The organism is Acidovorax sp. GW460-11-11-14-LB4 (assembly GCF_059423685.1).
The window spans coordinates 49668-68869 of the sequence record NZ_JBWKYJ010000013.1 but is presented as its reverse complement, the minus strand read 5'-3'; the positions used below and the strand labels follow the sequence as shown (position 1 = coordinate 68869).

Sequence of the window (19202 nt, the reverse complement as noted above, 5' to 3'; positions counted from 1 at the left end):
CCGTCGGCTCTGGCCCTGCGGCAGGCGCTGCACATCAGCGCGGCAGCGCCTCCACTTCCTTGGTCCAGCGGTCGATCAGGCGCCTGCGCTCGGCGGCCTTGCCGTATTTCTCGAAGTCGTATTTGATGAGCTTCACGTTGTCCAGCGTCGGGATGCGCGGGTCCATCTTGAAGGTCTTGTTGGCGGGCACCTGGTAGCTGCCCACCTGGGCGCCCACGGCCTGGCCTTCGGGGCTCATCAGCCAGTCGTAGTACTTTTTGGCGTTCTCCATGTTGCGTGCGCCCTTGACCAGCGCAATGCCGCCCACCTCGTAGCTGGTGCCTTCACAAGGCGCCTGGGTTTTCACCGGGTACTTGTCCGCCTTCCACTTCTCAAAGTTGAACATGAAGGTGATGCCCACACCCACCTCGCCCTTGGCCACGTTGGGCGCCTGCGCCTGGCCGCTGCGGGTGTAGGTGGTGGTGTTCTTGTGCAAGGCCTTGAGGTAGTCGAACGCCTTGTCTTCGCCCATCAGCTGCACCAGCCCCGCGATCACGGTGTAGGCCGTGCCGCTGGAGGCGGGGTGCGAGATTTCCACCTCGCCCTTGTACGCAGGCTTGATCACGTCGGACCAGCACTGCGGCTCCGGCAGCTTTTTCTTCTTGAGCGTTTCGGTGTTGTAGCCAAAGCCGATGGCCGAGCTGTAAAAGCCCCCCACCTGGTGGCCCGACATGGCGTACTGGCGCACGCTCCAGCCATGCAGGTCATGCAGATAGGCGGGGCGGTATTCGGCCAGCAGGCCCTGCTCCGCCGCCTGCAAGAAGGGGTCACCCGTGCCGCCCCACCAGATGTCGGTCTTGGGATTGTTGGCCTCGGCGCGCAGCTGCGCGGCAATCTCGCCCGTGCCCTTGTGGGCCTGGTTCACCTTGATGCCCGTCTTGCGGGTGAACTCCTTGGCGGCCGCTTCGCACCAGGGCGCGTCGGTGCTGCACAGCGCGTTGACCACGCCCTGGGCCTGGGCGCTAGTGGAAGCCAGTGCGGCCAGCGCAACGGCCGCAGCAACGTGGTGGAGAGGGGGGAATGCCATCGGAATCGCCATCGGTCTTGCTCCTTGTGTTTTGTGGTGGTGGCCCGGCCCCTGGGGCGGGCGGTGTGCGCGTGGCGCTTTCATTGTGACAGTGATGTGTCAAATTTAAGTCGTTCTGGCAGCCCGGTGCTGCGCCAGCGCCCATGCCGCCGCTATCCTTGGCAGCCAGCCCATTTCCTGCACTTCTGACCGACCGACCTTTCTGCCCCCTTGCCATGCGCCTGCTGCTTGTTGAAGACGATTCCATGATCGGTGAAGCCGTGCTGGACCTGCTGCGCGCCGAGCAGTACGCGGTGGACTGGGCGCGCGATGGCGACGCGGCCGACACGGCCCTGCGCACCCAGGCGTATGACCTGGTGCTGCTGGACCTGGGCCTGCCCCAACGCGATGGTCTGACCGTGCTGCGCGACCTGCGCGCCCGCAAGAACCGCACCCCCGTGCTGGTGGCCACCGCGCGCGATGCCGTGGCGCAGCGCATCGAGGGGCTGGATGCCGGGGCCGACGACTACGTGCTCAAGCCCTACGACCTGGACGAGCTGCTGGCCCGCATCCGTGCCCTGCTGCGCCGCGCAGCGGGCCGTGCCGAGCCGGTGTATGAACACCAGGGCGTCAGCATCAACCCCGCCACGCGCGAGGTCACCGTGCGCGGCACGCCCGTGGTGCTGTCGGGGCGCGAATGGGCGGTGCTGGAGCCGCTCATTGCCCGCCCCGGCATGGTGCTGTCGCGCCAGCAGCTGGAGGACAAACTCTACGGCTGGGGCGACGAGGTGAGCAGCAACGCGGTGGAGGTCTACATCCACGGCCTGCGCAAGAAGCTGGGGCCCGAGCTGGTGCTGAACGTGCGCGGGGTGGGCTACCTCGTGCCGAAGGCATGACCCCCCTGAGCGGCTTCGCCGCTTCTCCCCAAGGGGACGACAGCCTTTGCTGCGGGGCGGCCCTTGCTGGCTGCCCCCGCGCAATCTCCCGCCCTGAGCATGCGGCGGGGATGGATGGATAGAGATGAAGAACGTGCCAACCACCTCCTGGCGCAGCGCGCTGCAGTCCATGCTCCCGCGCTCGCTGCGCATGCGTCTGCTGATGTTTTTGCTGGCTGCCATCGTGCTGGCAGGCGCAGTGCAGGGCGCACTGGCCTACCGGGGCGCGCTGGACGAGGCCGATGCGCTGTTCGACTACCACATGCAGCAGACGGCGCTGGCTTTGCGCTCGGGTCTGCCGGTGGATGCCCAAGGCCTGGGCCCGGGCCTGGACCCCGAGGACGAGAACCACGAGTTCATCGTGCAGGTGTGGACCAACGAGGGCCTGCGCATTTTTGAATCCGCCGTGGGCGCCGCCTTGCCGCAGATTGCCGTGCTGGGCTTCACCAACGTGCAGGCGCGCGGCGGCACCTACCGGGTGTTCTCGATGCAGACGCGCTCGCAAGTCATCCAGGTGGCGCAGAACATGGCTGCGCGGCGCGACATGGCCCGCAGCCTGGCGCTGCGCACGCTGGCGCCGCTGGCCATCATGGCGCCGCTCTTGGTGCTGGCCGTGTGGTGGGGCGTGAGCCGGTCGCTGGCCCCGGTGGAACGCGTGCGCCGCCAGCTGGCAAAGCGCCAGGCCGACGACCTGTCGCCCGTGAGCGATGCACAACTGCCCGATGAGGTGCAGCCGCTGGTGAGCGAACTCAACCTGCTGTTCGAGCGCGTGCAGCACGCGTTCGAGGCCCAGCAGCACTTTGTAGCCGACGCCGCGCACGAGCTGCGCTCCCCCCTGGCCGCACTGCGCCTGCAACTGCAGGGCCTGCAGCGTGCGGGCGACGACGCCGCGCGGGCGGCCGCCATCGAACGCCTGTCGGCCGGCATCGAGCGCGCCACGCGGCTGGTCGAGCAGCTGCTGACCCTGGCCCGGCAGGAGGCCAGCACGGCTGTCAACGATCCGGTGGACCTGCGCGCCACGGCGCAACTGGCACTGGCCGACGTGGCTCCCGCTGCCCAGGCGCGCAGCATGGATGTGGGCCTGCTTGAATCGGACGCCGCCACCGTCACAGGCAATGCCGAGGCCCTGCGCATGCTGGCCCGCAATCTGCTGGACAACGCCATCAAATACAGCCCGCCCGGCGGCCAGGTGGACCTGCAGGTGCGCCGCGACGGCGACCACGCCGTGCTCACCGTGGAAGACAGCGGCCCCGGCATCGCCCCCGAGCACCGCGAGCGGGCCATGCAGCGGTTTGTGCGCGTCACCGCCGACGGTGCGCCCGGCAGCGGTCTGGGTCTGGCCATCGTGCAGGCCATCGTCCAAGGCCATGGCGCCACCGTGGCGCTGGACAGCTCGGCGCGCCTGGGCGGCCTGCGGGTGACCGTGCGGTTTGCGGCTGCCAAGCCCTGAGCTGCGTGATGCCCTGTTTGCTATGAATTGCATAGCTGTCCAGGCATATTGCACTAGCGCTATCGGCTCAAAAGCACTCAAAAGCACCCGCTGAGTGCTTCAAAGCGCCTCGTCACGTGCGCGCCACGCCGCCAGGGGCCTGCCCCGCACAATGCGGGGGTAGCGCGCAGGCTGTGCCGGTTCCTGGTCCGCCTGCGTCCACTTCCACCACCGTACACACGCATCGGCATGAACTTCATCGTTTTGGGCGCAGGCGCCATTGGTTGTTATGTGGGTGGGCGCCTGGCCGCGCACGGCCAGCCGGTGTGCCTGGTGGGGCGGCCGCATGCGCTGGAGCCCATCGCGCTCCGCGGTCTTCAGGTCACTGACCTGGACGGCTTTGACCGCACCGTGCCCACGTCCACACTGCAACTGGCTGCCACGCTGGCCGACGCCGCGCCCGGTGCCGACAGCATCATCCTGCTGTGCGTCAAAAGCGGCGCCACCGAGTCTGCCGCGCGCGAGCTGGCGGCGACCTGTGCGCCCGGCACACCGGTGATCTCGCTGCAAAACGGCGTGGACAACGTGGCCCGCATCGCCGCATTGGCGCCCGGCCTGAACGTGCTGGCGGGCATGGTGCCCTACAACGTGGTGCTGCGTGGCGCGCAGGTGCACCGCGCCACCGCAGGCCACCTGCAGCTGCAGCGCGACGCGGTCACCGAGCGCATCGCGCCCCTGTTCAACGCCGCCGGCCTGGCCACCACGCTGCCGCCAGACATCCGTGCCGTGCAGTGGGGCAAGCTGCTGCTCAACCTCAACAACCCGGTCAACGCGCTGTCCAACCTGCCCCTGCGGCAAGAGCTGCTGGACCGCGACTGCCGCCGCGTCTTTGCCGCGCTGCAGACCGAGGCGCTGCGCGTGATGGCGCGCGCGGGCATCACGCCCGCCCAGGTCACCGCCGTGTCGCCCACGCTGCTGCCCCATGTGCTGCGCCTGCCCAACTGGCTGTTCACACGACTGGCAAAGCGCATGCTGCAGATCGACGCCACGGCCCGCTCGTCGATGTGGGACGACCTGGAGGCCGGGCGCGTGACGGAGATCGACGCGCTGTGCGGCGCCGTGGTGCGGCTGGCGGCGCAACAGGGCATGGCGGCACCGCTCAATGCGCGCATGTGCGAGCTGCTGGGTGGCCCGCGCCAGCGCCTCATGGGCAGGCAGATGCGCCAGATGCTGGGTCTGTGAGTTGGGATTCGGGATTGGGGTTGTGACCGGTGATCAGGCAGCGGGTGCCGCGCTGTCCAGCGGCACGCGCAGCCCGGTCTTGAGGCTGGCCAGCGCCACCGAGGTCCGAAAGCGCTTGATGTTGTCGTCCCCCTCAAACAGCCGCCGCGTCAGCGCCTCGTAGTCTGCCATCGACGCCACGTTCACCACCAGCAGGTAGTCTGCCTCGCCCGTCACGCTGTAGCACTGCTGCACCGCGTCTTCCGCCGCAATGCGCGCGCGCAGCGGGGCGGTGCGGTCGGGGCGCTCGTTGTCCAGGTGCACCTCCAGCACGATGGTCAGCGGCTTGCCCACCTTCACCGGGTCCAGCACGGCCACGTTGGCGCGGATCACGCCGCTGTCCTTGAGCCGCTGAATGCGCCGCTGTACCGCAGGCGCCGACAGGTTCACCGCCTGCGCAATCGCGCGCTGGGGCGTGGTGTTGTCGGCCTGCAGGATGTCGAGGATCGCGAGGTCGAAGCGGTCAAGTGCTGCAGGGGTGGACATGGGGGTTCCTTGGAACGGGGTCTCAGGGTGAGCGAAAGTTGCGCGCAAGCCCCGAAATTCGAGCCAAAAGCACGCTGGGGTCGCACTATATTTTCAGCCCATGAGCGCTTCCCCCCTCCGTTCTCTTCTGCACCGGTTCTTCCCCTTACTGGCCGTGCTGGGTTCCGTCACCGCGTTGGGCATTGGCACCTCGTGGGCCAAGCACTGGCTGTTTCCGGTGGTAGGGGCGCAGGGCACCACCGCCGTGCGCGTGGGTTTTTCGGCGCTGCTGGTGCTGCTGCTGTGGCGGCCCTGGCGCTGGCACCTGTCGCGCGCCGATGCGCGGGCCGTCATGCTGTACGGCGCGGCGCTGGGGGGCATGAACCTCATGTTCTACATGTCGCTGCGCACCCTGCCGTTTGGCCTGGCGGTGGCCATCGAGTTCGCCGGGCCGCTGGCCGTGGCGATCTGGTCGTCGCGTCGCGCGGTGGATTTTGTGTGGGTGGCGCTGGCTATCGCGGGTCTGGGCATGCTGCTGCCGCTGGGGCTCAACGGCAGCACGCTGGACCCGGTGGGCGTCTTCTACGCCCTGGGCGCGGCCGTGTTCTGGGGGCTGTACATCGTGTTCGGCAAGCGCGCCGGACATCTGCACGCGGGGCATTCCGTATCGCTGGGCCTGCTGGTGGCCGCGCTGGTGGTGGTGCCGGTGGGCGTGGTGCATACGGGCGCGGCGCTCTTGTCGCCCGCCGTGCTGCTCATTGGCGTGGCGGTGGCTGCGGTGTCCAGCGCCATCCCGATCTCGCTGGAGATGATGGCCCTGAAGCGCCTGCCCAAGGAGGCCTTCGGCATCATGATCAGCATGGAGCCTGCGGTGGCTGCACTGGTGGCCATGGCGCTGCTGGGCGAGCACCTGAGCGTGGTGCAGTGGCTGGCCATTGGCTGCATCATGGCCGCGTCGATGGGCAGTGCCATGACTGCTGCCCGGCCCGCTGCTGCAGACCGCGCGGCACCGCAGGCGGCCTGAGGGCGGTGCCATGGCACGGCGCATTGCCTGACAGTGGTGTGGTCTGCAGGCTGGCAAGGGCGGCCTAGCTGCAGGGCTAAAAAAGGACAGTGACGGCACCCCGTTGGCGCCGTCGCCCCATGTCCAAGGAGCCGATCATGATTCCAGCCACTACCCCCATCCCTTCCGCTGCGACCGCCACACCGGTGGACAAAGACCTGGCCGAGCAAGCGCGCCCCGGCTACGGAATCCCGTCGCAAGATCCCCGGACCGGCGCACAGACCGCGTTGGAGCCTGAAGACGCAGAGCGCGAAGCCCACTCCGCCTTGATGGGCGGCGGCATGATGGCTGGCGCAGCAGCCGGCGCCGCTGTGGGCGTGGCCGTCGCGGGTCCGGTGGGGGTGGTGGTTGGGGGCACTTTGGGCGGCATCGCCGGTGCGCTGGGTGGTGCCGCAGCGGGCACTATGGTCAGCCCGGATGATCCTTTGGCCGATGCTGTCGCCGCAGAACACCTTGCGCCGCCTCTGCGAGGGTCGGAAGGCAAGACAGACCCGAAGTAGGGTGTGCGGGGCTCACTACAGGCTGGCTGGTGCAGCGTACGTAGCGTGTGAGCCTGCTATAAATTTGATAGCTATCGGCGCATATTGCACTAGCGCTTGCCGCCATTTTGGCTGTGAATTTGGTCCCCTCGACAGGAATCGAACCTGTATCTAGCGCTTAGGAGGCACTCGTTCTATCCATTGAACTACGAGGAGGCAAGGCAGCCGCGCATTGTAGTGGCGCGCGGCTGTCTCTCTGGCCGCCTGGACCTCAGTCGTATTTCACGGTGTAGATGATGTCCACCGCACTCTTCTCACCGGTTTGCCCGCGCAGGGTGAGGCGGCGGGACAGGTCGTAAAAGATGTAGAGCGTGCCCAGCGTGCCCGACAGGCTGCGTTCATATGTCACGTACAGGTCTTTGGACAGGCGCTTGCCGAAGGTGAGGGCGGCGGCGCTGGCGTCCTCACCCGTGGTGGCGCCGCGAAAGCCGATTTCGTCCAGGCCCAGGCGGCTGGCGGCGTTGGCCGTAGGGCTTTGGCCGCCGTTGCGGCCCAGCAGCGCCAAGGCGGCTTGTTGCAGCATGGCCGCTTCGGCGCCTCCGGCCGAGGCATTGCGGCCCAGCACCACCCACGACAGCTTTTCGGCATCCGGCAGTTCAGGGTCGGAATACAGCGTGACGCGTGGCGCCTGCGCGCTGCCGGTGACCTGCACGCCCGCGCGCACGCTGATGTTGGGGCGCAGGGCCAGGATGTCGAGCGAGGGGTTGTTGTACGGGCCGTTGAAGCGGATGAGGCCTGTCTCCACATCCAGCATCTGGCCCCAGGCGCGGTAGCGGCCCTGGTCGGTGCGCACCTCGCCGGTCACACGCGGCGGGGCGCCGGGCACGGCGCTGCTGCGGACGTCCACCTCGCCGGTCAGCCGGGTGGTGATGCCCTGGCCCTGGAGCGCGAAGTCGCGCCCCAGGTTGAGGGTGATGGCGATGTCGGGCGGCTTGGCGGTTTCTGCCTGCGCGGCCACCTGGTTGGCCTTGGCGGCGGCCTGGACCTTGGCCTGGTCTTCGCGGTCCTTGGCGGCGGAGCGCACGACCACGTCCGAGCCCAGGCGCGGCGCAGATTCATCCGGCAGGATGATGGTGGCGCGGTCGGTGGTGAGCTTGCCGCGCAGGCTGATCTGGCCCTGCTGCAACTGGGCCTGCAACTGGCCCGACACGCTGACCTGCCGGTCGGCACGCACCAGCACCTGCAGGGCCTTGGCCTCGGCCTGCAGAGACATGGTGATGCCTGACATGCCCGTGCCTGCAGTGGCGCTGTCGCCCCAGGCCACGCGGCCGGTGGCGGTCAACGTGCCGCCGTCTTGCGCGGCGGCTGTGCGGTTGCCGCTGAAGCCTGCGATGCGCGCGCTGCTGCCCCGCCCGCCTTGCAGGCGGAACTCGGTGATATTGAGCTGGTTGCCCTGCAGCGTGGCGCGAAGTCGGCCGCCTTGCAGGTCCACGCCGTCCACCACCGATCTCACTGCCATGTCATCGGCGCCCAGGGTGCCCGCCCAGCGCGGCGCATCGCGCGTGCCCGACAAGGTCGCACTGGCGTCCAGCGTGCCGCGCACGCGCCAGCCGGGTGGTGCCAGCGCAGACCACACGCCCACGTCGGGCAGGCGGGCGCGCAAGGTGCCGGCCAGTGGCGCGTCGGCAGGCCAGGTGAAGGGGACATCGGCGTTGGCGGCGGCGAGGCGCGTGCTGGCGGTGGCATCGATCTCACCCGCGCGGTCGCTGGCCCAGAGCAGGCGCGCGCGCAGCGTGTCGCCTTCGGCGGTGACCGTGATTTCTGCCTGGCGCACACCGGCGGGAGTACCTGGGGCGCTCGATGCGCTGGATGCGCCTGCAGGCGGCGTGGCCGCAGTCGCCAGCACGGTGGTGGCTCCGGCGCCGGTGCCCTGGCCGCTGCTTTGCACCGCTGTGACGGCCGTGGCATCGCCCGCGAGGATGCGCAGGTCGCCACTTGTACGGCGCAGGCTGGCGCTGGCGCGCAGGGCGTCGCCCGTGGTGTCCACGTTCCATTGCCCGTCGAGCACGATGCTGCTGGCCAGCCCCATGCGCGCAAGCAACGGCTGCGCGGGCCGGCCTGCGGCGGCGGGCGTCTCGCCCAGGCCCAGCGCATCCACCCAGGCCATGGGCAGGCCCTGCAGCGTGCCCTGCGTTTGCAACCGCAGGGCGGTGTTGGATGCCGTGGCGGCAGACCATTGCACCGGCGACCAGCGCAGAGCCACGGTGCCCGGCAAGGGGCCTGTGACCCGGGCCTGACCGGCCGATGCCTGCAGGCTGAGGGAGCTGGTGGTGGGCGATGGTGACGCACGCCCGCTGGCCGGTGACCTGGGGGCTCCAGGGGTAGGGGCGCCAGTGCGCACGGTCAGGCCCAGGGGCTCAGCCAGTTGCAGCGTCCACGGCCCGGGGCGCTGGGCGGCCTGGGCCTGCAGGCGCAGTTCGCTGACCTGCAACTGCCACTGCCCGGCACCCACCAGGGTGCTGGCAAGGCGGGTCTGCACCGTGGTCTGCAGGGCCTGGGGCGCTGGCGTGCGGACCTCGCCGGTCAACGCCAGGGAGGCCTGCGCCAGGTTGCCCCCCAGTTCGGCCTTGAAGGCGCGCAGTTGCAGGGCTTGCCCGGCGGATGTGCCGCCGCTGGCGTTGGTGGTGGCCGGGAGCGACAGGTCCAGCTGGGGGGTGCTCAGCGTGGCCTGCAGATCAAAGCGGTCGGGGTTGCGGGCGGGTGCGCTGTTGGCGGTGGTAGTCTGAAGTTGCTCAGTCAACGTCTGCCATCCACCCTTCCAGCGCGCGGCGATCTGTGCGGCGCCCTGGGCGCTGGCCCCTTGCAGAGTGCGCTGTACGGAGGTGCCCACCACGGGCAGGCCGGCCAGCCAACGCTGCGTGAGTGCTGCATCGGCCCACTGCAGTTGCAGGTCGCCAGCGCCGCTGCGCGGGGCCAGTGTGCCTTGTGCCTGTGCGGTGGCGCCGGGCACTGCCAGGGTGACCTTGCCTTGCGCAGATTGCGTGCCCAGTGCGACCTGCAGCCCGGTGGCTTCCACACGGGCCTGCAGTGCGTCCAGCAATAAGCGGTCCAGCCGCACCGAGCCGCCGTCGGCGGCCTGCCACGTGCCTTGTGTGCTGAGGGTATTGATGCGCAGCGGTGGGCCCGCTGCACCCGGGGTCTTTACGGTTGCTGCGCGCGCCGCCGTGCCGGTGTCTGCCCGCACGTCAGCACTGAAGCGCACGGCGTCGCCCTGGGTTTGTGCGGTGACGCGGCCAGAGAGCGGGGCGGCGGCCAGTAGCGTGTGCAGCGCGTCGGGACGCAGCGCGCGCAGGGTGGCCTGGCCCTCCAGGGCATGGGCGGCGGGGGTGTAGTGGCCCTGTGCGGTGATGCTGCCCGCACCCGCCTGCAGGGTGGCGCTGGGCACGGTCCAGCGGGTGCCGTCGTAGCTTGCGCTGGCGTCCAGCGCGGTCAGTGGCAGGCGGGTGGTGTCCCAGGGGCCGGGCAGGTCGTTGCGCAGCGCGGCTTGCAGACTCCAGCCTGCCGTGCCTGTGCCACCGGATGTCGGCCCGGCTTGCAGCGTGCCGTGCAGTTGCGTGACCGGTGCCTGCGGCCACAGGGCTGCCAGATTGACGGCACGCAGCGTGGCGTTGGCAGACTGCAGGGGCTGCTGTGCCCACGGTGCCAGTGTGGCGGTCAGGTCAGCCTGCATGGGGTCAGCCGCAGGCGCAGGGGTCGCGCGTGGGGGCTGGGATTTCGATGCGCCCGGTTTGCTGGCAGGCGCGGCCATGGGCGGGGTGGAGGCTTCGCTGGTTGGTGCGGGCTTCAGGCGTGCCTGCAGTTGCAACTGGGCGGCGGCGGTGGCCAGCGTACCCTGTAGCGTGGCGTGGGCGCCCACCTGCAGCGCGGCACCGCCCCCGGGCACGGCGGTTTGCACGGTGCCGTCCACGGTGGCATCCAGCGCCATGGGGGCTTGTGCGTCCAGCGTGGCGCGTACGCTGTACTGGCCCTGGGCCAGTTCTACCGCGCCGATGTTCAGGCGGTGCTGGCGGCCGTCAAACCGGTAGTCGCCCACCAGGCCCTGGGCCTCCACGGCGGGGGGGCCGGCCCACAGCAGCTGGTCTACCCGGAACGGCGCGCCCAGCTGCAGCGGCAGCACCAGGTCGGTGAGGGGCGTGGGCGGTGGCTGGGGCGTGTCGGCGGGGCGTGGCTGGGGCGTGATCAATACGCGGGCGGCATGCACCTCGCCCAGCTCCAGGCGGCGCTGCAGCAAGGGGGCCAGCTGCCAGCCCAGGCGGATGTCAGTCATTTCCACCACCAGGGTGGGGCTGCTCCAGCGCAGCCAGCCAATGCGCCCGCCGCTGCGCAGCGAGCCACTGACCTCGCGGCTTTCCAGTTGCTGGTTGGCGGGCAGGTATTGCGCCGCGCGGGCCAGCGTGGTGGCCAGTGATGTGCCGCTGCCCGCCCACCACCACAGCAGCGCGCTGGCCGCCAGCAGCAGGGCCACCAGGGCGACCAGCAGCCAGCCCAGAGCCCGCAGCACACGCGGCGCGCGGGGCGGAGGAGGGCGTGGGGCCGACGAGGACCCGGCGCTGAAGTTCGACGCGCGGGTGCGGGCACGGGGTGTGGGAAGGTGCGGGGCGTTCATCGCCATCAGAAGCTGAACCCCAGGCGCAAGTGCAGCCGCACTTCCTTGGTCTTGACGCCGTAGGCCAGGTCGGCCTGCAGCGGGCCCACGGGGCTGCGCCAGCGCACACCGGCACCTACGCCTACGCGCGGGCTCAGGTCACCCACCTTGTCGGCCACGGCGCCTGCATCCACAAACAGCGTGCTTTCCCAGTCGGTCATGGCACCCTGGTAGACGATGGGGCGCTGCCACTCCACGCTGCCCACGGCCAGGTAGCGGCCCCCATAGAGTTGCCCGTTGTCGGTGCGCGCGCCGATACTGCGGTAGCCATAGCCGCGCACGGTGGTGTCGCCGCCCGTCACAAACAGCTGCGTGACGGGGATCTGCGCCCCCTCGCGCGCCAGCACGGCGCCTGCCTCGGCCCGCAGTGCCACGCGGGCATTGCGGCCGATGCCTGCATCGTCCTGCACGCGGCCTGCGGGGAGGAAGGACTGCCACCGCACCAGGGTGCGCACAAACGGGTCGCGCTCTGGCCGTAGGGTGGTGCCCAGGCCCAGCTCCACCGCCAGGCCATGGCCCCGGGTGGGGGCGGTGAGGCTGTTGAAGTAGCGGCCCGTCCACCCGTAGTTGATGCTCAGGGCCGTGCTGGTGTCGGAGGGCGACCGCGCGTTGTTGGTCAGGCCCTGGCTGTTGGCGTAGTCGTACTGCAAAAAATAATTGCGGTCGATGGATTTGGTGCTCTTGCTGCGGCCTGCGCGCAGACGGCCGCTGTTGACGTCGTAGTCGCCCGTGGCCTCGCGCAGCACCTGGCCGCCTGCAAACCAGCGCCAGCCGTTTTCGTTGGGCAGGTCCGTCCATTCGGTGTTGGCGAGCTTGGTTTCGCGGTCGAGTGCGAGTTTGGTCACCGCGCGCCAGCCGAGCACAGGCATCTGGTTGTGGATGTGCTCCAGTGACAGGCGTCCGCCGCTGTCGGTCGAGAAGCCGGGGCCGAACACCAGCTTTTGCATCGGGGCCTCGCGCACCTGGGCCACCACTGGGGCGGCCTGCGGGTCGGTGCCTTCGGTATCGAGCGTGAGGAACACGGCGTCGTAGTAGCCGCTGCTGGCCAGGCGCAGCTGGGCGTCCAGCATGTCGGCCTCGTCATACACCGCACCGGTGGGCAGGCGCGCCAGGCGCCGCGCACCGTCGCTGTCGTAGCGCTGGCTGCCCTGCACGCGCAAGGGGCCGAAGCGGTAGGCGGGGCCGGGGTCGTAGCTCACGCTCAGTTGGGCTTCCTGCCGGTCGGCATCGATCTCGGCCCGGCTGTTGGCGATGCGGGCCGTGGGGTAGCGCCGGGCCTGCAGCTGGCGCAGCCCGTCGGCCTTGGCGTTGTCCCAGGCCGATTGGGTGAAGGGCTGCCCGGGGGCGAGGGACCAGTTGCGCTGCAAGCGCTGCTGCCGCCGCGCCAGGTTGTCTTTGTCGGCATCGTCGGTGCCCGCCACAGTGATGTCGGCACGGGCAATGCGGGTTTGGGGGCCGGGCTCCACGGTGACGGTGACGGTGCGGGGCGCGCCCTTGTGGGTACCGGCGGTTTCCTGCGCCTCCGTCAGCTCCACGGTGATGGTGGGCGCGAAGTAGCCCAGGGTGCCCAGCAGTTCCCGCGCATTGGCATCCGTGGCGCCCAGCAGGCGCTGCAGCTCGTTGGCCTGCAGGTCGGGCAGCTGGCGAAAGCGCTGCAGCTCCAGGTGGCGCTCCAGCGTCTCGCGCACCGCGTCGGGGGCACGCACCACCACGTCAAACGATGGGGCGCTACTGCTGCCTTCGGGGCTGACCAGGTCGCTGCGGGTGTCGCCGGTCGTGGGCTCGTCGGCCCGTGGCAGCAGGCTGCAGCCGCTCAGGCACAGTGCGCCGGAAAGCAGCAACGCCGACCACAGGGCCGGCGTTGGGGTGGTAGCGGTGGCGGAGCGCAAAACGCGGAGAGGCACGGCGCGGAAGGATATGTCAGGGAGGTCGTATGGGGGGCGGACAAGCCTGCCAGCCTGTCCCATTCATCCCCGACTATGCCCTGAAACTGCAGCGCTCCCTGTCGGACAGATGCTCACAAGGCATCTGACCCCGGTACCGCGCCTATTTGGACAGCAGCCGCATGGTTTCTTCCAGCCCCTTGAGCGACAGCGGGTACATGCGGTTGCCCACCAGCTGCTGGATGATGCTGATGCTCTGGCGGTACTGCCACACGCCCTGGGGCTCGGGGTTGATCCATGCAAACTTGGGGAAGGCGTGGGTGAGGCGCTGGATCCACTCGGCACCCGGCTCCTCGTTGTTGTATTCCACACTGCCGCCGGGCTGCAGGATCTCGTACGGGCTCATCGTCGCGTCGCCCACAAAGATCAGCTTGTAGTCCTTGTTGTACTTGCGGATGATGTCCCAGGTCGGGAACTTCTCGGCAAAGCGGCGGCGGTTGTTCTTCCACATGAAGTCGTACACGCAGTTGTGGAAGTAGTAGAACTCCAGGTGCTTGAACTCGCTCTTGACCGCACTGAACAGCTCTTCCACACGCTGGATGTGCTCGTCCATCGTGCCACCCACGTCCATCAGCAGCAGCACCTTCACGTTGTTGTGCCGCTCGGGCACCATCTTGATGTCCAGGTAGCCCGCGTTGGCCGCCGTGCTGCGGATGGTGTCGGGCAGGTCCAGCTCCAACTCATGCCCTTCGCGCGCAAACTTGCGCAGGCGGCGCAATGCCACCTTGATGTTGCGTGTGCCCAGCTCCTGCTGGTCGTCGTAGTCCTTGTAGGCGCGCTGCTCCCACACCTTCACCGCGCTCTTGTTCTTGCCCGCGCCGCCAATGCGCACGCCCTGCGGGTTGTAGCCGCCGTGGCCGAACGGGCTGGTGCCGCCGGTGCCGATCCACTTGCTGCCGCCTTCGTGACGTTCCTTCTGCTCTTCGAGGCGCTTCTTCAGCGTCTCCATCAGCTCGTCCCAGCCCATCTTCTCGATGGCGGCCTTCTGCTCGGGTGTGAGTTCGTTCTCCAGGATCTTGCGCAGCCAGTCGGCCGGGATCTGCTTGGTGAAGTCGGCCACCATCTCCACGCCCTTGAAGTAGGCGCCGAAGGCCCGGTCGAACTTGTCGTAGTGCTTCTCGTCCTTGACCAGCGTGAGGCGGGAGAGGTTGTAGAAGTCGTCCAGGCTCCATGCGTCATCCGACTTGGGGCCCACCACACCGGCCTGCAGCGCTTCGAGCAGGGTGAGGTATTCCTTGACCGACACGGGCAACTTGGCCGAGCGCAGGGTGTAGAAGAAGTCGATGAGCATGATTTGGGCCTCTAGCGCTAGTGTTTATTGCGCATGACGCTCTAAAAGATATAGCAGCTGCGCCTTGGCCTCAGGCCATTCGCCGGCACGCATGCTGTACATCACCGTGTCGCGGATGGTGCCGTCGCGGCGCAGCGCGTGGCCGCGCAGCACGCCGTCTTTCTTGGCGCCCAGGCGCTCGATGGCGCGTTGTGACGCAAAGTTGTAGTTGTCGGTGCGCCAGCCCACCACATGGCAGCCCAGCGTGTCGAAGGCGTGGCCCATCATCAGCAGCTTGGCGGTGGTGTTGACGTGGGTGCGTTGCACGCTTTGGCAGTACCAGGTGTAGCCAATTTCCACGCGTTTCACAGCCGGCACGATGTCGTGGTAGCTGGTGGAGCCCAGCACTTTGCCGGTGGCGTCTTCCACCACGGCAAAGGCAAAGCGGTTGCCGTCCTCGCGCATCTTGAGCGCGGCTTCGATGTACGCGCGGGTGTCCTGCGGCTCGGGCACTGAGGTGATGCGCAGCTTCCACAGCTGGCCATCGGCGGCTGCGGCCCGCAGACCTTCTTCATGGGCCAGCGCCAGCGGCTCCAGGCGGACTCCGCGATCGCGCAGCGTGACAGGTTCTACAAAAGCCATGGGTCTCTATCCCCTAATCATCAATCCTTGGACGGTTGGCTGCGGCGGCTGTTCTGCCAGCGCCGCGCCGCATGCAGGCCCAGGCCGCCACCGATGCCCACCAGGGCGATGCCCACCAGGCTGCCGGTGCCGTAGCCGGTCGCGAAGATATCGAGCCCCAACAGCTGGCCCAGCCAGAAGCCCAGCAGGGCGCCCCCCACAAAGCCTACGGCATCGGCTACGCCGTGGGCCAGCAGCTGGCGGGTGTCGTCGTTGCTGTTGCCGTTGTTCACTCAGCGGTTCCTCTGGTTCATGAACACCAGCTTTTCAAACAGGCTCACGTCCTGTTCGTTCTTGAGAAGCGCCCCCACCAACGGGGGCACGGCCACCTTGTTGTCGGCGCTTTGCAGGGCGGTGAGTGGAATGTCTTCGGCCACCAGCAGCTTGAGCCAGTCGATCAGTTCGCTGGTCGAAGGCTTCTTTTTCAGGCCCGGCAGGTTGCGCACGTCATAAAACGTCTTCATCGCCACGCTGAGCAGCTCGCTCTTGAGCGTGGGGAAGTGCACGTTGATGATCTGCCGCATCGTGTCGGCCTCGGGGAACTTGATGAAGTGGAAGAAGCAGCGGCGCAGGAACGCATCGGGCAGCTCCTTTTCGTTGTTCGACGTGATGAACACCAGCGGGCGGTGCTTGGCCTTGATGAGTTCGCGCGTTTCGTAGCAGTAGAACTCCATGCGGTCGATTTCGCGCAGCAGGTCGTTCGGGAATTCGATGTCGGCCTTGTCGATCTCGTCGATCAGCAGCGCCACGGGGCGGTCGGCCGTGAAGGCCTGCCACAGCACGCCCTGGATGATGTAGTTGCGGATGTTCTTCACGCGCTCTGCACTGTCGCCGTCGTTGAGCTGGCTGTCCCGCAAGCGACTCACGGCGTCATATTCATACAGGCCCTGTTGGGCCTTGGTGGTGGACTTGATGTGCCACTGCAGCAGGGGCATGTCCAGCGCCTGCGCCACTTCCTCGGCCAGCATCGTCTTGCCCGTGCCGGGCTCGCCCTTGATCAGCAGCGGCCGTTGCAGCGTGATGGCAGCATTCACGGCGAGCATCAGGTCTTGGGTGGCGACGTAGTTCTGGGAGCCTTGGAATTTCATGGGGGAAAACACCGGATCGTTGATGAATGGGCTTGACAGGGCGCTGGCTATAATCGACGGCTGATCAGAGCCCAGAGCTGAACTTCCACGAGATTGTGCGCGCAAAATGAACAAAACGTTGACCACGCTATTTGCCCTGGCTGTCGCTTCCGTGACCGCCTTGTCCCACGCCCAGGAAGCCAAGGGCGACGTGGAAGCCGGCAAGCAAAAGATTGCCATGTGCATTGGTTGCCACGGCATCGTTGGCTACCAGGCCAGCTTTCCTGAGATCCACAAGGTGCCCATGATCTCGGGCCAGAGCGCCAAGTACATTGCGGCAGCGCTGGTCGCCTACCAAAAGGGCGAGCGCAAGCACCCCACCATGCGCGGCATCGCCGAGTCGTTGTCCGAGAAGGACATCGCTGACGTGTCGGCCTACTACGAACAACACGGCAAGACCGGTGCCGAACTGCCCGCCAAGCCCTCGCGTGAACCCAGCGTGCAAGTGGCCGAGCTGCTGAAGAAGGGCGCTTGCGTTTCCTGCCACGGCGACAACTTCGCCAAGCCCATCGACCCCTCTTATCCCAAGATCGCCGGCCAGCATGCCGACTACCTGTTTGTGGCGCTCAAGGCCTACAAGGTTGAGAAGAACGCCAACGTGGGTCGTGGCAACGCCATCATGGGCGGTGTGGCTAAGCAGTTCACCAACGCTGAACTGAAGGCCTTGGCCAATTACGTGAGCGGCCTGGACGGCGACCTGCACACGGTGCCCCAGTCGCGCTTCCGTTGATTAGCAGGCTGGCTGACGACAACAAAAAAAGCCCGCTTCGGCGGGCTTTTTGCTGGCCGGTTGAATCGTCAACGGCTGGCGGCCCATGCCCCCAACGCCAGACATGTACAAGCCGTGACCGTCAGGCGCCATCGCAGCGGCAAGTACCACGTGGGAAGCAAGGTGCGCGCAGCCAGCCGGTGGTCTTGCACCAGGTGGGCTGCAAAGCCCGCGACCAGCAGCACGGCCCCCGCGGCGGCAGGCAATAGCGTGGCAGGCCAGGCCATCAACGATGGCACCACGCTCCATACAAAGCAGCGCGTGCGCTCTGGGGCGCTCAGCCCGCTTTGTGCCATGGCAAAGCCCCAGTGCAGCGCACCCACAAAACTCAGAATCACTGCGCCGTAGGCCAGCAGCGCCTCGCTCCACCACGGTGTACTGGGCGCCCACAGGCCCACGGTTGCCAGCGCCAGGAACGGCAGCAGGCCGCCGTATCCCAGCCAGGCCACTGCCGGCGGGATGGGGGCAGAGGAGGGCGGAGGCAAAGGTTGTGTGGGCGTATGGATGTGCGTCGACATGAAAGCCTCCAGATAGGTGTCCGCATTGTCTGGAAAGTGAGACTCCCGAGTGCCATGCATGGTTGTGTGTGCCAGCCAACCGTCCTTTCGCGAGTACCTCAAGCCCTGCGCCTACAGAGCTCTCCGGTATCGCCAGTTAAAATGTTGTTTGGGTGTCGGCGCCATGGTGGCTCGGCAGGTTCATGCGCTGGTCGGGCCGCCGCGCGGCTTTTCTGCGACCCATGAACTCCTCCCCCACCCTGATCCAGGTGGTTGGTGCCGTCCTGTTCGGCCTGGCCATTCTTCACACCTTCTCCACCAAGTATTTCGAGCACCTTGCGCACACGCAGCCCCAGCACGCGGGCATCTGGCATCTGCTGGGCGAGGTAGAGGTCGTGTTCGGCTTCTGGGCGATGGTGCTCATGCTGTTCATGTTCTCCATCAGCGGCAAGCAGGAGGCCACCGCCTACTTGGACTCGCGCAATTTCACCGAGCCACTGTTCGTGTTCGCGATCATGGTGATCGCCGCCACGCGGCCTATCCTGGAGCTGTCTGGGGCCCTTGTCCGGGCGCTTGCCGCTTTGTTGCCGGTACAGCGCGGCATGGCCATGTATTTTGTGGTGCTGGCGTTCGTGCCGCTGCTCGGGTCGTTCATCACCGAACCTGCGGCGATGACGCTGGCCGCGTTGATGCTGCGGGACACGCTGTTCTCCCACCCCATCTCCAGCCGACTCAAGTATTCGACCATCGGTGTGCTGTTCGTGAACATCTCGATTGGTGGAACGCTCACTTCCTTTGCGGCGCCGCCCGTGCTGATGGTGGCTGCCAAGTGGAACTGGGACATCTGGTTCATGCTGTCCAACTTCGGCTGGAAGGCAGCAGTGGCCGTGCTCATCAATGCAGCCATCGCGATGCTGATCTTCCGCAACCAGCTGGGCCACATGGGCCGCAAGATTCCCGCCGCCGAGTTCCCTGTGCCCTGGACCGTGACGGGCGTGCACCTTGCCTTCCTGGTGCTGGTGGTCGTGTTTGCCCACCATCCGGCTGTTTTCCTGGGCCTGTTCCTGTTTTTTATGGGGTTCACTACCGGCTACCAGCGCTACCAAAGCCCGCTGATCTTGCGCGAGGCACTGCTGGTGGCGTTTTTCCTGGCCGGTCTGGTGGTGCTGGGCGGCCTGCAGCAATGGTGGTTGCAGCCCGTGCTCATGAAGATGGACGCCAACGCTGTGTTCTTTGGGGCGGCGGCGCTTACCGCGTTCACCGACAACGCTGCGCTGACCTATCTGGCCTCGCTGGTCGAAGGCCTGAGTGACGAGTTCAAGGTGGCCCTGGTGGCGGGCGCCGTCACGGGGGGCGGCCTGACGGTGATTGCCAATGCGCCCAACCCGGCCGGGGCGTCCATCCTGAAGGAGAAGTTCTCGGACGGTGTCATCAACCCACTGGGCCTGCTGCTGGGGGCCTTGCCGCCCACGCTGGTGGCGGTGATGGCGTTTCGGGTGTTGTAGTTGATGGG

At 67.6% G+C, this 19202-nt stretch carries 16 protein-coding genes and 1 tRNA gene; 7 read left to right on the top strand and 10 right to left on the bottom strand.

The genetic code is table 11. The features are described 5' to 3' along the window. Nucleotides 1-34: 34 nt before the first annotated feature. Nucleotides 35-1078 carry an ABC transporter substrate-binding protein gene (locus tag AC07X4_RS07680; protein WP_108496972.1) on the bottom strand — a complete coding sequence of 348 codons (1044 nt, stop codon included), beginning with the start codon at nucleotides 1076-1078 and terminating at the stop codon, nucleotides 35-37. Nucleotides 1079-1281: 203 nt separating this feature from the next. Here AC07X4_RS07680 and AC07X4_RS07675 point away from each other — a divergent pair, with 203 nt between their 5' ends. The 3 genes from AC07X4_RS07675 to AC07X4_RS07665 all read left to right on the top strand — a co-directional run bounded on the left by AC07X4_RS07675 (nucleotide 1282) and on the right by AC07X4_RS07665 (nucleotide 4651). Further along, on the top strand, nucleotides 1282-1941 hold the full coding sequence (locus AC07X4_RS07675) for a response regulator (RefSeq protein WP_056066148.1): 660 nt from the start codon (nucleotides 1282-1284) through the stop codon (nucleotides 1939-1941). Nucleotides 1942-2065: 124 nt separating this feature from the next. After that, complete coding sequence (locus AC07X4_RS07670; RefSeq protein WP_494739714.1) at nucleotides 2066-3430, top strand: ATP-binding protein; 1365 nt, start codon at nucleotides 2066-2068, stop codon at nucleotides 3428-3430. Between the two features lie 228 nt (nucleotides 3431-3658). Beyond that, entirely contained in the window at nucleotides 3659-4651 is a 993-nt protein-coding gene (locus tag AC07X4_RS07665; RefSeq protein ID WP_494739713.1) for a 2-dehydropantoate 2-reductase, read from the top strand. A 33-nt stretch (nucleotides 4652-4684) separates the two neighbouring features. Here the strand turns inward: AC07X4_RS07665 and AC07X4_RS07660 are convergent, their stop codons facing one another. Further along, a complete protein-coding gene (locus AC07X4_RS07660) occupies nucleotides 4685-5176 on the bottom strand; it encodes an Lrp/AsnC family transcriptional regulator (RefSeq protein WP_056066136.1) in 492 nt (163 codons plus the stop codon). A 100-nt stretch (nucleotides 5177-5276) separates the two neighbouring features. Between AC07X4_RS07660 and AC07X4_RS07655 the strand changes: the two genes are divergently transcribed. Together AC07X4_RS07655 and AC07X4_RS07650 are read left to right on the top strand one after the other, a co-directional pair. After that, on the top strand, nucleotides 5277-6179 hold the full coding sequence (locus tag AC07X4_RS07655) for an EamA family transporter (protein WP_494739712.1): 903 nt from the start codon (nucleotides 5277-5279) through the stop codon (nucleotides 6177-6179). 137 nt (nucleotides 6180-6316) lie between these two features. Next, complete coding sequence (locus tag AC07X4_RS07650; RefSeq protein WP_494739711.1) at nucleotides 6317-6718, top strand: hypothetical protein; 402 nt, start codon at nucleotides 6317-6319, stop codon at nucleotides 6716-6718. A 120-nt stretch (nucleotides 6719-6838) separates the two neighbouring features. Here the strand turns inward: AC07X4_RS07650 and AC07X4_RS07645 are convergent. From AC07X4_RS07645 to AC07X4_RS07615, 7 genes are all read right to left on the bottom strand, one after another. After that, nucleotides 6839-6913 (bottom strand) — tRNA-Arg (locus AC07X4_RS07645). A 55-nt stretch (nucleotides 6914-6968) separates the two neighbouring features. Next, the gene (locus AC07X4_RS07640) at nucleotides 6969-11369 is read right to left on the bottom strand and encodes a translocation/assembly module TamB domain-containing protein (protein ID WP_494739710.1); all 4401 of its coding nucleotides are present in this window, start codon (nucleotides 11367-11369) and stop codon (nucleotides 6969-6971) included. Next, nucleotides 11369-13306: an autotransporter assembly complex protein TamA gene (locus tag AC07X4_RS07635; RefSeq protein WP_494739709.1), complete on the bottom strand. Its 1938-nt coding sequence runs from the start codon at nucleotides 13304-13306 to the stop codon at nucleotides 11369-11371. Before AC07X4_RS07635 ends, AC07X4_RS07640 begins: the two co-directional genes overlap by 1 nt. Nucleotides 13307-13448: 142 nt before the next feature. Further along, nucleotides 13449-14636, bottom strand: coding sequence for a vWA domain-containing protein (locus AC07X4_RS07630; protein ID WP_108499868.1), 1188 nt, complete (start codon nucleotides 14634-14636; stop codon nucleotides 13449-13451). Between the two features lie 24 nt (nucleotides 14637-14660). Then, the gene (locus AC07X4_RS07625; RefSeq protein WP_288851557.1) at nucleotides 14661-15257 is read right to left on the bottom strand and encodes a GNAT family N-acetyltransferase; all 597 of its coding nucleotides are present in this window, start codon (nucleotides 15255-15257) and stop codon (nucleotides 14661-14663) included. 20 nt (nucleotides 15258-15277) lie between these two features. Next, on the bottom strand, nucleotides 15278-15529 hold the full coding sequence (locus tag AC07X4_RS07620) for a hypothetical protein (RefSeq protein ID WP_494739708.1): 252 nt from the start codon (nucleotides 15527-15529) through the stop codon (nucleotides 15278-15280). Then, on the bottom strand, nucleotides 15530-16384 hold the full coding sequence (locus tag AC07X4_RS07615) for an AAA family ATPase (protein ID WP_055401588.1): 855 nt from the start codon (nucleotides 16382-16384) through the stop codon (nucleotides 15530-15532). Nucleotides 16385-16490: 106 nt separating this feature from the next. Here AC07X4_RS07615 and AC07X4_RS07610 point away from each other — a divergent pair, with 106 nt between their 5' ends. After that, nucleotides 16491-17153, top strand: coding sequence for a c-type cytochrome (locus AC07X4_RS07610; protein ID WP_056746840.1), 663 nt, complete (start codon nucleotides 16491-16493; stop codon nucleotides 17151-17153). Between the two features lie 68 nt (nucleotides 17154-17221). Here AC07X4_RS07610 and AC07X4_RS07605 read toward each other — a convergent pair whose 3' ends face one another. Further along, nucleotides 17222-17710: a DUF3429 domain-containing protein gene (locus tag AC07X4_RS07605; protein WP_440596872.1), complete on the bottom strand. Its 489-nt coding sequence runs from the start codon at nucleotides 17708-17710 to the stop codon at nucleotides 17222-17224. Between the two features lie 221 nt (nucleotides 17711-17931). Here AC07X4_RS07605 and AC07X4_RS07600 point away from each other — a divergent pair, with 221 nt between their 5' ends. Beyond that, on the top strand, nucleotides 17932-19194 hold the full coding sequence (locus tag AC07X4_RS07600) for a putative Na+/H+ antiporter (protein ID WP_494739707.1): 1263 nt from the start codon (nucleotides 17932-17934) through the stop codon (nucleotides 19192-19194). The last annotated feature ends 8 nt before the right edge of the window (nucleotides 19195-19202 follow it).

What these genes read in the sequence shown, in the direction of transcription:
- AC07X4_RS07680 (WP_108496972.1), bottom strand. Translation starts at nt 1,078, where the DNA reads ATGGCGATTCCGATGGCATTCCCCCCTCTCCACCACGTTGCTGCGGCC.
- AC07X4_RS07675 (WP_056066148.1), top strand. Translation starts at nt 1,282, where the DNA reads ATGCGCCTGCTGCTTGTTGAAGACGATTCCATGATCGGTGAAGCCGTG.
- AC07X4_RS07670 (WP_494739714.1), top strand. Translation starts at nt 2,066, where the DNA reads ATGAAGAACGTGCCAACCACCTCCTGGCGCAGCGCGCTGCAGTCCATG.
- AC07X4_RS07665 (WP_494739713.1), top strand. Translation starts at nt 3,659, where the DNA reads ATGAACTTCATCGTTTTGGGCGCAGGCGCCATTGGTTGTTATGTGGGT.
- AC07X4_RS07660 (WP_056066136.1), bottom strand. Translation starts at nt 5,176, where the DNA reads ATGTCCACCCCTGCAGCACTTGACCGCTTCGACCTCGCGATCCTCGAC.
- AC07X4_RS07655 (WP_494739712.1), top strand. Translation starts at nt 5,277, where the DNA reads ATGAGCGCTTCCCCCCTCCGTTCTCTTCTGCACCGGTTCTTCCCCTTA.
- AC07X4_RS07650 (WP_494739711.1), top strand. Translation starts at nt 6,317, where the DNA reads ATGATTCCAGCCACTACCCCCATCCCTTCCGCTGCGACCGCCACACCG.
- AC07X4_RS07640 (WP_494739710.1), bottom strand. Translation starts at nt 11,369, where the DNA reads ATGGCGATGAACGCCCCGCACCTTCCCACACCCCGTGCCCGCACCCGC.
- AC07X4_RS07630 (WP_108499868.1), bottom strand. Translation starts at nt 14,636, where the DNA reads ATGCTCATCGACTTCTTCTACACCCTGCGCTCGGCCAAGTTGCCCGTG.
- AC07X4_RS07625 (WP_288851557.1), bottom strand. Translation starts at nt 15,257, where the DNA reads ATGGCTTTTGTAGAACCTGTCACGCTGCGCGATCGCGGAGTCCGCCTG.
- AC07X4_RS07615 (WP_055401588.1), bottom strand. Translation starts at nt 16,384, where the DNA reads ATGAAATTCCAAGGCTCCCAGAACTACGTCGCCACCCAAGACCTGATG.
- AC07X4_RS07610 (WP_056746840.1), top strand. Translation starts at nt 16,491, where the DNA reads ATGAACAAAACGTTGACCACGCTATTTGCCCTGGCTGTCGCTTCCGTG.
- AC07X4_RS07605 (WP_440596872.1), bottom strand. Translation starts at nt 17,710, where the DNA reads ATGTCGACGCACATCCATACGCCCACACAACCTTTGCCTCCGCCCTCC.
- AC07X4_RS07600 (WP_494739707.1), top strand. Translation starts at nt 17,932, where the DNA reads ATGAACTCCTCCCCCACCCTGATCCAGGTGGTTGGTGCCGTCCTGTTC.